The organism is Streptococcus mitis (genome assembly GCF_002005545.1).
GTDB lineage: Bacteria > Bacillota > Bacilli > Lactobacillales > Streptococcaceae > Streptococcus > Streptococcus mitis_I.
Map to the genome: position 1 here is coordinate 1481897 of NZ_LBMT01000001.1, position 12857 is coordinate 1494753.

The 12857-nt window shown below is 38.1% G+C and carries 13 protein-coding genes and 1 pseudogene; 6 read left to right on the forward strand and 8 right to left on the reverse strand.

The window, feature by feature from the left end:
• Nucleotides 1-162: 162 nt before the first annotated feature.
• From QS39_RS11180 to QS39_RS10850, 6 genes and pseudogenes are all read right to left on the reverse strand, one after another.
• Nucleotides 163-979: pseudogene (locus QS39_RS11180) on the reverse strand (IS630 family transposase).
• A 40-nt stretch (nt 980-1019) separates the two neighbouring features.
• Nucleotides 1020-1169 carry a hypothetical protein gene (locus QS39_RS11055; RefSeq protein WP_180375019.1) on the reverse strand — a complete coding sequence of 50 codons (150 nt, stop codon included), beginning with the start codon at nt 1167-1169 and terminating at the stop codon, nt 1020-1022.
• A 248-nt stretch (nt 1170-1417) separates the two neighbouring features.
• Nucleotides 1418-2233: a TIGR03943 family putative permease subunit gene (locus QS39_RS07520; RefSeq protein WP_077805101.1), complete on the reverse strand. Its 816-nt coding sequence runs from the start codon at nt 2231-2233 to the stop codon at nt 1418-1420.
• Nucleotides 2230-3135, reverse strand: a complete 906-nt coding sequence (locus QS39_RS07525) for a permease (RefSeq protein WP_077805102.1) — start codon at nt 3133-3135, stop codon at nt 2230-2232. The genes QS39_RS07520 and QS39_RS07525 overlap by 4 nt, the downstream gene beginning before the upstream one ends.
• Complete coding sequence (locus QS39_RS11385; RefSeq protein ID WP_000268685.1) at nt 3136-3267, reverse strand: SPJ_0845 family protein; 132 nt, start codon at nt 3265-3267, stop codon at nt 3136-3138.
• A 164-nt stretch (nt 3268-3431) separates the two neighbouring features.
• On the reverse strand, nt 3432-3644 hold the full coding sequence (locus tag QS39_RS10850) for a hypothetical protein (RefSeq protein WP_142761254.1): 213 nt from the start codon (nt 3642-3644) through the stop codon (nt 3432-3434).
• Between the two features lie 302 nt (nt 3645-3946).
• Between QS39_RS10850 and QS39_RS07535 the strand changes: the two genes are divergently transcribed.
• The 4 genes from QS39_RS07535 (at nt 3947) to QS39_RS07550 (ending at nt 8263) form a co-directional block, all read left to right on the forward strand.
• Nucleotides 3947-5263: a DUF1919 domain-containing protein gene (locus QS39_RS07535; protein ID WP_257617750.1), complete on the forward strand. Its 1317-nt coding sequence runs from the start codon at nt 3947-3949 to the stop codon at nt 5261-5263.
• Between the two features lie 103 nt (nt 5264-5366).
• Nucleotides 5367-7496, forward strand: coding sequence for a Tex family protein (locus QS39_RS07540; RefSeq protein WP_077805103.1), 2130 nt, complete (start codon nt 5367-5369; stop codon nt 7494-7496).
• Nucleotides 7483-7932 (forward strand): SprT family protein, encoded by a 450-nt coding sequence (locus QS39_RS07545; RefSeq protein ID WP_077805104.1) that lies wholly within the window; start codon nt 7483-7485, stop codon nt 7930-7932. Before QS39_RS07540 ends, QS39_RS07545 begins: the two co-directional genes overlap by 14 nt.
• Before the next feature lie 58 nt (nt 7933-7990).
• Nucleotides 7991-8263 (forward strand): PspC domain-containing protein, encoded by a 273-nt coding sequence (locus tag QS39_RS07550; RefSeq protein ID WP_004269704.1) that lies wholly within the window; start codon nt 7991-7993, stop codon nt 8261-8263.
• A 137-nt stretch (nt 8264-8400) separates the two neighbouring features.
• On the opposite strand, the gene QS39_RS07555 is transcribed toward QS39_RS07550, so the two are convergent.
• The gene (locus tag QS39_RS07555) at nt 8401-8598 is read right to left on the reverse strand and encodes a hypothetical protein (protein ID WP_077805105.1); all 198 of its coding nucleotides are present in this window, start codon (nt 8596-8598) and stop codon (nt 8401-8403) included.
• 427 nt (nt 8599-9025) lie between these two features.
• Between QS39_RS07555 and QS39_RS07560 the strand changes: the two genes are divergently transcribed.
• Both QS39_RS07560 and QS39_RS07565 read left to right on the forward strand, forming a co-directional pair.
• Nucleotides 9026-9784, forward strand: a complete 759-nt coding sequence (locus QS39_RS07560; protein ID WP_000173372.1) for an ABC transporter ATP-binding protein — start codon at nt 9026-9028, stop codon at nt 9782-9784.
• Nucleotide 9785: 1 nt separating this feature from the next.
• A complete protein-coding gene (locus QS39_RS07565; protein WP_077805106.1) occupies nt 9786-11774 on the forward strand; it encodes an ABC transporter permease in 1989 nt (662 codons plus the stop codon).
• Nucleotides 11775-11816: 42 nt separating this feature from the next.
• On the opposite strand, the gene QS39_RS07570 is transcribed toward QS39_RS07565, so the two are convergent.
• Complete coding sequence (locus QS39_RS07570) at nt 11817-12512, reverse strand: VIT1/CCC1 transporter family protein (RefSeq protein WP_077805107.1); 696 nt, start codon at nt 12510-12512, stop codon at nt 11817-11819.
• Nucleotides 12513-12857: the final 345 nt, after the last annotated feature.

Consider the following 12857-nt stretch of genomic DNA (forward strand, 5'->3'; position numbering starts at 1 on the left):
GATACGAACAAAAAGATTAGTGAATTCAAATTAATTTCTATACAGGTTTTAGAATTAGTTGTGTACTATTCTAGATTCAATCTATTATAAATATATGCTTTAAAATGATGGCCGTTGAGTCTTCTATCGTCAAGAAAAATCATCAAATCCCTCGTATTATAGTCATTTAGTTTTAAAAAAGCTCTCTAAATATTTGAAAATATTGGGAACTTCCCTTAATAAATCCGTCACTTTCTTTTTCAAGATAGCCCAAGCTTGCTCAATAGGATTCAAATTTGGGGAATAAGGCTGTAGAGGTAAGAAAAAGTGTCTATCTTGGATGCACAGTTCATCCAAGATATGCTTGGGATGAAAACTAGCATGACATGAGGTGTATTCAAAGCAGGCAAGAGCTGCATTTTGAACCACTCCACAAAGAAATCACTCATCATACTTTCCTTGTAAATCATGGGAGCTATAAACTCTCCGTCTACTTGTCCTGCAACAATTGAAGTTCGCTCAAAACGCCGTCCGCTAATCTTTTCATAGACTTTCTCCCCTCTAGGAGTCCGTGCATAAGGACGATAGAAGTAGCTGTCTATTCCCGTTTCGTCAATATATACGACTGGTAAATCTTTAGATTATTCAAAATATCAAGAAACTCAGTGACTTTCTCTGGATCTTGTTCCTTAAAGCTAGTTGTCTTTTTTTAAAGTGACATGAATTTGCTTTAAAGCTGTCCATACTGAAGGAACAGCACAATCAAAATGTGCCGCAATTTCCCGTAAAAAAGCGTCTGGATGAGCCTCTACAAAGGCTTTTAATTCTTCTAAAGAGATCTTCCGCTTTTTGACGACTCACTTTTTCCGCTCTAAGTGTCCTTGCTCACGTCTTTCTTTTCCCACATGAAGAGAGTTCTGACGCCTACATCAAAAACTTTGGCCGCCTCGATATGGCTGTGTCCTTCTTTGATGTAATCTAAATGCCATAGCTTTATTATAAGTTGCTTATTTTAAACTAAGCAACTATACTATCCAATCTTAGGCATTGTGAAGAGCTACAGTAGTTGTCCCGAATTTCTTCTGAATTTTCTTTGGTTTATTGCTATCTAGTGGACCATCTAGAATACAACAAACGATAGACTTTTGGTGGACATCAATTCCACAACAAGTTTCAATCATAACTTCCATTATAAAAACCTCCTGTTAACTATTTGAACAATAGAACAAGAGGCTACTAGTAAGATATTTTCATGCTCAAGGCATATTAGAGTTATTTCACGACTCTTGTTCATGCAGTTTAACATACAGGCTAGGAAAAGCCCTATTAAACATCATGGATTTGTATTGTTCATCTTCATTATAAGATAAACTTCTTTTTCTGTCATGAGTTAGCAGGCTCTGCCTGCTTAGAGTTTTTTATGAACTTGGTTTGCTTTTTAAAACACGCGATACACATAGGGATTCTCTGGTTTATCGACTTTGGTAAAGCTATCGATTTCCAAGGTTGGGAGATTTTGTTTGAGTTCTTTATGATAGTGATTGACCAGTTTTCCTTTGGCCGTTATCCAAGTGTTATTTTCATACTGACGGGTATTTCCCTTGGTCAGCAATCCATAGACACCTGAATCTGCGATACAGTGAATAATGCCGAAGCGGAACAGAAATTGGCTATTGGCATGACTGGGGTCGTTATAGACAAAGCCTGTGAACTGGACTGTCTTACCCTCAAACTCATCTGGATAGTCGTAGATAGCTTCCATGACTTCCATATAGTTTTCGTTGGTGATCTGAATACTATCTTGGGACAAGTATTTATCCGCCGCCGTTCGCATTTCCTTTTCATAGGCTGATTTTGAAAAATAAGAACTGGTATCTGGTTTCAAGTATTGGCTCGTCGTCCCTTCACTTGTCTGAATGGCTTGATCCGTTCCTTCTGATAAAGGGAAATGATATCCTTTGGCTGAAACGGTCTGAGAATCCAAGCTAACAGTTGGAAAAGTTAAACCGACGACAATAGGAATAGCCAGAAGAGCAACACTAGTAACCTTCGCTAATCGGCTGTTCAGATGACTGTGGGTTTTGACTTGCTTCATCCAGATATACAATTGAACAATAGCCAAGATAAAGGAAAGTACCATGGAAATATAGGCCAGATAGGAATAGTGCATGTTTATGTACTGGTTTAATTTTCCGGACAGATGGAGATAAATGGTCAATTCAAAATAGCCAGATAAAACTAAAAACCGAATCATAGGATGACTCCAATCAAGAGAGAATACACTAAGACGACAAGAGTCACAATCATAATGAAGTGACTGATAAATCGTGCTTTCAAGTAATTTTTCATCATGAGAATATTTTTGATATCCAGCATTGGGCCAATGACGAGAAAGGCCAGAACTGGTGCTAAGCCGAAACTCGAGAGAAGAGAAGCACCGATAAAGGCATCCGCCTCACTACAGAGCGAAAGAAGAAAGGCCAACAGCATCAAGAGCAGGATGGCAAAAAGAGGGGTTGCGCTGATAGAAGTCAGAATACGAGTCGGAACATAGACCTGTATCATAGAGGCAAAAAGACAGCCAAATACCAAATAGCGTCCCGTATCAAAAAATTCATCAATGGCCTGCACAAAGACCTGAAAAACTTTTTTTGCAGAGCTCAAGTGAGAAAAATCATGCTCATGACAGGCCAACCGATTTTCTTTTTGAATCGGTTCTTGCCAGAAAAATCCTAGAAAAATCCCAAGTATCACAGCTACAAGAATGGACCCTAGAGCTCGTAACAGAGCGATGTGGAAGGAGTTGCCAAAGGCAGAATAAGTCGCAAAGAGAACAATAGGATTGATGACAGGCGCTGTTACAAGAAAGGGAACAGCCGTGTAACTGGGGACCTTCTTTTCCAGAAAACGATTGATAATGGGGACAATCCCACATTCGCAAGAAGGGAAAAGTATACCAACGAAGGTGCCAAAAAAGATTCTCCCCCAACGATTTCGAGGGAGAAAATGATAAACCTTGTCAGGTGTGATATAGACCTCAATCAGCCCTGAGACAATACTTCCTATCAGAACGAAGGGTAGGGCTTCAATGATTATAGAGAGAAAAATAGCCCCAGTCTGAAGCACACTAGATGGGAGTTGTTGGAAAGCAGTCATCTAGTTTTTCTTTTCTGCTTTGGCTTTTTTCTCTTTGTCATCAGGGAAAGTGACCTGCTTCAAATCAGGGAGTTTCGCAAACTCTTCAAACATCTTGTCCAAGTCATCTCGTTTTGTAAATTTTACAGCCATAGGTGTACCTCGATTCTAAATTCTACCTCTATTATACTATTATTTTGAGGAAAAGGGAAAAGTTAAAATTGAGTATCTAACGAATAATAGAGCTTGATAAAGCCTGATTAAGTCTGGTAGATTGAGAAAGTTTGACAAAAAAAGTAGATGGTGCTAGAATAACATTAACGAAAGATATTTGAGGGCAGAAAGGTTCCTGCCTCACCTTGAAAAAAGGTATCTGAGATGCTGGGTACACCGACCAGCCAAGTGTCCGTTATTTCAAAGGAGGGGCTTAAATGCTCTTTTTTATTTAAAATTTCAAAATAGATTACACTCACCGCAGGCTCAGGCTTGCGATTTTTTATTTGCTCTGAAAATTGATTCGTTAACTTCAACAAATAGCTTTATAAAGCGTTTTGTAAAAAATAAAAACAGTACAATTAATCACTGATCCTTTTGTAAACTATTAGAATTAAATTGCAACCTTCTCAATGATACGGGCAAAGATAATTATGAAAATAAACTATCAACAAGCAACGGCAAGCATTTGTAAACACCAAATTTTTTGTGCTATAATTAAAATAAAAAGAAAATCATTAGCAGAAAATTATGGGAGGTAGTCAAATTGACTTACTCAATTAGTGTTGTTTTGTTACATCAAGGAGACAGAAATAGTTTATTAGAGTCTTTGTCAATAGTGGAAAGACAAACATTAAAAGATATAGAGGTTATTATTGTAAATCAATCTACAGAGGAAATAGTTTCCATTAGCCAACAGATGGATCTATCATTTAATATTAGGATTATAGATGAGAATTCTTTTGCTGAGTTGTCTGATATGATTACAGGAGATTATATTACGTTTCTATCTTCAAATGATTCATTATTTGATTGGACATTTGAAAAGATGTATCATGCGATAAGATTATCCGATTCTGATGTGGTTCTTGGTAATTTTGCTGATTTGAATGATGGAGTATTTTACTTTTATCCTTGGGGGGATAATTGGTTGACAGAAAATTTAACGAATGTTCAAGTTTTGCAAAAGATGGATGATACAGATCATCGAATTAGAAAACAATATTGCTCATTATTTGGAAAATTATTCAATAGTAAGCTTTTACGAAAAATAAATCAATTTGATATAAACAACCTTATTTGGAGACTTTATATTCACTCTAAAACTGCAACCTATATTAATTTCCCAACATATATCTATAAACCTGTTGTAGATGTTAAACCTCTCAAAGATTCCTACAAAATCATATTAGAAAATTATGAAAATAGAATCAAAGATTGCGCCGTCTTAGAAAACTATGATATAGAAAGAGCGAAAAAACAATATATTCAAGAATTGGCAAATTTTAGTGCTTGGTTAAAAAATGAAGGTGAACATTTAGATTCTGAAATTGTTTATCATAAGTTGATAGCTGCAGAGAAAGGAATTTTCCCTTTTCTTGACCTTGATAGATTAGATTTTACGATTATAAGTAATAATTGTGTTGGAGGATTAATTTATAAACAACTTGGTTTTCAATATAGAACACCTTTTGTTGGTTTATTTATTCTCCCTGATGATTATTATAAACTTACAAAGGATTTTCGGTACTATATGGAACAAGAACTTGTTTTCGAAGAGGAACTTGTTTCACCGAGCTGGACCCATGAAGTTTATCCTTTGGGGCACTTAGGAGATATAGATATTCATTTTCTACATTATTCTAGTATTGAAGAAGCACGGACTAAGTGGGAAAAAAGAAAAAAACGCATAAATTGGGATAATCTATATTTTAAATTTGATAATAGAGATTCAGCTAGTGAAGAAATTTTAAGTAAGATGGATAATCTTCCTTATTCTAATAAATTAATTTTAGTCAATCGTCCATATAAAAATTTGAAAAGTCAATGTGTTATTCCAGGTCAGGAACATCTTCCAGAACTGGCTATTATGTCTGATCCATTAAATACTTTTGATGTCATGGATTGGTTAAAAAAAGGTGGCAATACTCTCTAAGTACAAGTTATTGCACTATAGAATATAAAACTATTCCCCACATATTGTTTTTAAATACTGTAAGAGCTAATTTGAAACGTTTAGCTTGTGGTATAATAGATTCATGGATAAAAAATATGAAAAAATCTCCCATGATTTGGGAGTGACGTTAAAGCAAATTGATACCGTTCTAAGTTTGACAGCTGAAGGGGCTACTATTCCCTTTATCGCACGTTATCGTAAGGACATGACTGGTAGTCTGGATGAGGTGGCGATTAAGGCCATTATTGACTTGGATAAAAGTTTGACTAACCTCAACGACCGTAAGGAAGCTGTCTTGGCTAAAATTCAAGAACAAGGCAAGTTGACAAAGGAGTTGGAAGAAGCAATCTTAGCAGCCGAAAAACTAGCAGATGTTGAAGAGCTCTATCTTCCATACAAGGAAAAGCGTCGAACCAAGGCAACTATTGCCCGTGAAGCCGGACTATTCCCACTTGCTCGCTTGATTTTGCAGAATGTAGCTGATTTAGAAAAAGAGGCTGAAAAGTTTGTCTGTGAAGGATTTGCGACTGGTAAGGAGTCCTTGGCTGGTGCAGTTGATATCTTGGTTGAAGCCTTATCGGAAGATGTGACCTTGCGTTCCATGACTTATCAGGAGGTGCTGAGACACTCTAAACTCACTTCTCAAGTCAAGGATGAAAGTCTTGATGAAAAGCAGGTTTTTCAGATTTACTATGAATTTTCAGAGACAGTTGGAAATATGCAGGGTTATCGTACCTTGGCCCTTAATCGTGGGGAGAAGCTAGGTGTCTTGAAGGTCGGTTTTGAACATGCAACAGACCGTATTCTTGCCTTCTTTGCTGCTCGTTTCAAGGTAAAAAATACCTATATTGATGAAGTTGTTCAGCAGTCAGTTAAGAAAAAAGTTTTGCCTGCTATCGAGCGCCGTATTCGTACAGAATTAACTGAAAAGGCAGAAGAGGGAGCTATTCAACTCTTTTCTGACAATCTGCGCAATCTGCTCTTGGTTGCTCCTCTGAAAGGGCGCGTGGTTCTTGGTTTTGACCCTGCCTTTCGTACAGGTGCCAAGTTAGCTGTCGTTGATGCAACAGGAAAAATGCTGACAACTCAGGTTATTTATCCTGTTAAACCAGCATCAGCTCGTCAAATCGAAGAGTCCAAGAAAGATTTGGCAGACTTGATTGGTCAATACGGTGTAGAGATTATTGCCATCGGAAATGGAACGGCTAGTCGTGAAAGTGAAGCCTTTGTGGCGGAAGTTCTTAAAGATTTTCCTGAGGTTAGTTATGTCATCGTAAATGAAAGTGGTGCTTCTGTCTATTCTGCCAGCGAACTTGCTCGTCAGGAGTTTCCAGACTTGACCGTTGAAAAGCGTTCGGCAATTTCTATCGCTCGTCGTTTGCAAGATCCCCTTGCGGAATTGGTCAAAATCGATCCTAAGTCAATCGGTGTTGGCCAGTACCAGCACGATGTCAGCCAGAAGAAATTGTCTGAAAGTCTGGATTTTGTCGTGGATACCGTGGTGAACCAAGTCGGTGTCAATATCAATACGGCCAGCCCAGCTCTTCTTTCCCATGTAGCTGGACTTAATAAAACTATCTCTGAAAATATCGTCAAATACCGTGAGGAAGAAGGAAAAATCACTTCACGCGCTCAAATCAAGAAGGTTCCTCGTCTGGGGGCCAAGGCTTTTGAACAGGCAGCTGGTTTCCTTCGTATACCTGAAAGTAGCAATATCCTTGATAATACAGGAGTTCACCCAGAAAATTACGTTGCCGTTAAGGAACTCTTCAAACGCTTGGATATCAAGAACTTGAATGAAGAGGCACAAGGCAAACTCAAGTCGCTATCAATCAAGGAAATGGCACAAGAGCTAGACCTTGGTCCAGAAACTCTTAAAGATATCATTGCAGATCTTCTCAAACCAGGTCGAGATTTCCGTGATTCCTTTGATGCACCTGTGCTTCGCCAAGATGTCCTAGATATCAAGGATTTAGTGGTTGGTCAGAAGCTAGAGGGTGTGGTGCGTAATGTCGTTGACTTCGGTGCTTTTGTTGATATCGGAATTCATGAGGATGGCTTGATTCATATTTCTCATATGAGTCGAAAATTTATCAAACATCCTAGTCAAGTGGTATCCGTCGGAGATTTGGTTACCGTTTGGGTTAAGAAAATTGATACTGAACGTGAAAAAGTTAATCTGTCGCTTCTAGCTCCAAATGAAACTGACTGATTATGTTAAGCAGGTTTCACTAGAAGACTTTGGCAGACCTTTTATCCATCATGTCCAGTGGAATTCTCGTCTACGTTCGACAGGTGGACGATTTTTCCCAAAAGATGGGCATTTGGATTTTAATCCCAAGGTTTATCAGGAACTGGGTCTGGATGTTTTTAGGAAAATTGTTCGCCATGAACTCTGTCACTATCACCTCTATTTTCAAGGGAAGGGCTATCAACACAAGGATAGGGATTTTAAGGAACTGTTGAAAGCAGTGGATGGATTACGCTTTGTGCCCTCCTTGACAAATAGCCACTCTAAACCACTCAAACTTTATCGTTGTCAATCCTGCCAGCAAAGGTATCAGCGCAAGCGTAGGATTGATACCAAACGCTATCGCTGTGGACTTTGTCGAGGTAAATTGCTACTAATAAATCAGCCTGAGGACTGATGAAAGCCGAGCCTACCCGTGATATACTATGTCTAACCTAGCAGAAAGAGGAAATATCATGAATAGTAAATTTTATAAAATGAGACGAAATCGCATGATTTCAGGAGTTTTGGCAGGTCTGTCAGACAAGTGGAACTTTGATGTTACCCTTGTTCGTTTCTTGTTTGCCATTTTTACAGTCGCAAACTTTGGACTTGGCGTGATTATCTATATCATCCTAGCTTCTGTCATGCCAACCAAGGAAGAAATCGAAGCAGAAATGTACGGAACAGGCCCACGCAAACGCAAAGAAGCTCAAGCTATTGAAGAAAATGATGGATGGTTTTGGTGAGGTTCTTCAAAAGATTTGAAATAAGAAAAAAGCTTTAAATCAATAGTCTAAACTGCTTGATTTAAAGCTTTTTTACTTTTAATAAGATTTTCTCAGCCTCATATACAAATTAAAAATAATATTTTGAACTTAGATTTCTAATCTGATTTTTCATGCTGAGTCAATACATTTTTTGATAAATGATGGATACTGATAACAACTGATAGCCAGCAAATAGCATAAGCAGTAGCTGTAAATTGTGTACCGATAAAGTGTGTCTTTTCAACTAAGAGCTGACCGATGAATGGAGAGAGGAGATAGAGAAGTCCGATGAGTATATGTTCTTTGTGTTTCATTAAAGCGCACCTTCTTTCCTTATAGGTTGAACGACTTGCAAGTGTTAAATTTAATGGTGTGTTATCTAGGTAAGCTTACTCAAATGTTAGTTCCCGCTTCCTCCTTTCCAAAGTAAGCCTTTTCACACTTATATTTTACAATTTTAAAAATAGAAAATCAAATCATTTTATAAGTAATTTTGTCTACATTTCCCCCAATCTTACAAAAATGTAAGATTAAAGTCTCTTTTGTAAGGTTAGGTTATGGCAAGCGGTCTTTTTTTGATGTAAACTAGACTCATAAAGAACAAAGGAGTAACATCATGAAACAAATCTTACAGAAGAAAACAAGAAAACCAAGTCACAAAGAAATCGAGCGTGTTCAACTGGGATGCGCTATGATGCAAGCAACATTTCATTTGATGGGATATTAAGAAAGGAGATTCTCATGACACTTTTAGATGTAAAACACGTTCAAAAAATTTATAAAACACGTTTTCAGGGCAACCAAGTTGAGGCCCTCAAGGATATTCACTTTACCGTGGAAAAGGGTGACTACGTTGCCATCATGGGTGAGTCTGGTTCTGGTAAATCAACTCTTCTCAATATTCTAGCTATGCTGGATAAACCAACTCGTGGTCAGGTTTACCTGAATGGAACAGACACTGCAACCATTAAAAACTCACAGGCTTCAAGCTTCCGTCGTGAAAAGTTGGGCTTTGTCTTCCAAGACTTTAACTTGCTAGATACCCTGTCTGTTAAGGATAATATCTTGCTTCCACTTGTCTTGTCAAGAAGACCTATTACGGAGATGATGAAGAAATTGGTGGTGACAGCTGAGAATCTAGGTATCAACCAATTGCAAGAGAAGTACCCTTATGAGATTTCTGGTGGTCAGAAACAGCGTGTAGCAGTAGCCCGCGCCATTATCACAGAACCTGAAATTCTCCTTGCAGACGAGCCAACAGGAGCCCTTGATTCCAAGTCGTCTGCAGCCTTACTTGATGTCTTTGATGAAATCAATGAGCGCGGCCAAACCATTCTCATGGTAACCCACTCCACAGCAGCAGCTAGCAGGGCCAAGCGTGTGCTTTTTATCAAGGACGGCATTCTTTACAACCAAATCTACCGTGGAGAGAAGACAGAGCGTCAGATGTTCCAAGAAATCTCTGATACCTTGACTGTCATGGCAAGCGAGGTGAATTAGTATGTTTCGATTAACCAATAAGTTAGCGGTATCGAACTTGATTAAAAACCGCAAACTCTACTATCCTTTTGCGTTGGCTGTTCTCTTGGCAGTCACTGTCACCTATCTCTTTTACTCCCTAACTTTCAATCCAAAGATTGCGGAAATCCGTGGAGGGACAACCATTCAAGCTACTCTTGGATTTGGTATGTTTGTCGTCACCCTTGCGTCAGCCATTATCGTCCTCTATGCCAATAGTTTTGTCATGAAAAACCGTTCCAAGGAACTAGGGATTTATGGCATGTTGGGCTTGGAAAAGCGCCATCTGATTAGTATGAGCTTTAAGGAGTTGGTGCTATTTGGAATTCTAACTGTTGGTGCAGGTATCGGTATTGGAGCCTTGTTTGACAAGTTGATTTTCGCTTTCTTGCTCAAACTGATGAAATTGAAGGTTGAGCTGGTCGCTACCTTCCAAATGAATGTTGTTATTGCAGTACTTGTTGTCTTTGGATTGATTTTCCTAGGCCTCATGTTCCTGAATGCCCTTCGAATCGCCCGTATGAATGCCCTCCAGCTCTCGCGTGAGAAAGCAAGCGGAGAGAAAAGAGGTCGTTTCCTTCCTCTCCAAACTATTCTCGGTTCCATTAGTTTAGGGATTGGTTATTATCTTGCCCTTACGGTGAAAGATCCTCTTACAGCCCTAACAACTTTCTTCCTAGCTGTTTTACTGGTTATCTTTGGGACCTATCTCTTGTTCAATGCAGGTATTACCGTTTTCCTACAAATCTTAAAGAAAAACAAGAAATATTATTACCAACCAAATAACCTTATCTCAGTGTCTAACTTGATTTTCCGTATGAAGAAAAATGCAGTTGGACTAGCAACTATCGCTATCTTGTCAACAATGGTTTTGGTGACCATGTCTGCAGCGACAAGCATTTTCAATGCTTCAGAAAGCTTTAAAAAAGTTCTGAATCCTCATGATTTTGGGGTTTCAGGGCAAAATGTTGAAAAAGAAGATTTGGACAAACTCTTGAGCCAGTTTGCAAGTGACAAAGGTTATAAGATTAAAGAGAAAGAAGTTCTTCGTTACGCTTACTTTGGTGTTGCAAACCAAGAAGGTAGCAAGTTAACCCTTTTTGAAAAAGGACAAAATCGTGTCCAACCCACAACAGTTTTCATGGTATTTGACCAAAAAGATTATGAAAATATGACTGGCCAAAAACTGTCTCTATCAGGAAATGAGGTCGGACTCTTTGCAAAGAATGAGGGAGTTAAAGAACAGAAAGCTCTAACTCTAAATGATCATCAATTTTCTGTCAAAGAAGAATTTACTAAAGATTTCATTGTAAACCATGTTCCAAATCAGTTTAATATTTTGACTGCTGATTACAATTACCTTGTTGTACCTAATTTACAAGCCTTTTTTGACCAATTTCCAGATTCGGCTATCTATAATCAGTTTTACGGTGGTATGAATGTAAATGCCAACGAAGAAGAACAACTCAAGGTCGCTGAAGAATATGATAAATACCTCAATCAGTTTAATGCTCAATTAAACACGGAAGGTAGCTATGTTTACGGTAGTAATCTAGCAGATGCTAGTGCTCAGATGAGTGCCCTCTTTGGTGGTGTCTTCTTTATCGGTATTTTCCTATCCATTATCTTTATGGTCGGAACCGTTCTGGTAATCTACTACAAACAAATTTCTGAAGGCTATGAAGATCGTGAACGCTTTATTATCTTGCAGAAAGTTGGTTTAGATCAAAAGCAAATCAAGCAAACCATCAACAAACAGGTTTTAACTGTTTTCTTCCTTCCTTTGCTTTTTGCCTTCATACATCTAGCCTTTGCCTACCATATGCTTAGCCTGATTTTAAAAGTGATTGGTGTAATAGATACGAATATGATGTTGATTGTGACCTTGTCTATCTGCGCTATCTTCCTCATCGCCTATGTGCTGATTTTCATGGTTACTTCAAGAAGCTATCGCAAGATTGTGCAAATGTAAAAAAAGATACCTCGACTTCAAAATCGAGGTATTTCTTATGTTCTAAATGCTGAAAAGTTGTCCTAGCAGAAAGGTTACTCCCATAGTCAAGAGACCAATAGCAAGGTTCCGAATCATAGCTGTTTTGGTTGGAGCTTTTCCAAGTCTGGCACTAGTATAACCAGTGAGAAGAAGAGCCACACCGACGATAAGGACAGTAACAGGGATGCGGTATTCACTTGGGAAAATGGTAATTGAAAGCATTGGTGGTAAGCTACCAAGGAAAAAAGAAATAAAGCTAGAGATAGCAGCGTGCCAAGGATTGGTAAACTCTTCATACTCTATCCCATATTTTTCCTCAACCAAAGCCTTGAGTGGATTTTTCAGAAAGGCCTTATTGGTCAAGAGCTGGGCAGAGGTTTCACATTCTCCATTTTGGATATAGGCAGCATAGAGGGATTTTTTGGCTAGTTCCATATCTTGGTCTAGCAAGAGTTGCTCACGCGCAACGGCCGCTTCCTCGGTATCTTTTTGAGTTGAAACAGATACATATTCTCCACCAGCCATTGAAAAGGCACCAGCTAGGATAGCCGCAAACCCTGATAAAAAGATAATCCAGATATTGCTGGTAGCACTGGCAACCCCGATAACCACACCAGCAATGGAAATAATTCCATCATTGGCACCAAGAACACCCGCACGCAGAATATTTAAACGACCTGCAAAGTTTGAATCAATTTCGTGATTTGTTTCTGACATATTATTCTCCTTTTTATCCAGTATAAAGGAAAAATATAAGGAAATCAATCTTTTAAAAGTATCTGAAAAAAGTTGCACGATTCTAATGATGTAGAAATTTCAACATTTTTCTGATAAATCAAACACCGAGGGTAATGAGTATAGAATTGCATAAAAAATGTTAAATTAAATACGATAAACATTTTGTTCACTTTATAATCGTTTACAAGAGAATAATTAGTATTAAATCAAATAAAATCCAAATATTTTGCGAACTTTTTTATATTTTTTTCGTAAAACGCTTTACAAGTTCTTGGAAACATGATATAGTAATAAAGCTTAGAAAATGAGATGATGTTTTCTAGC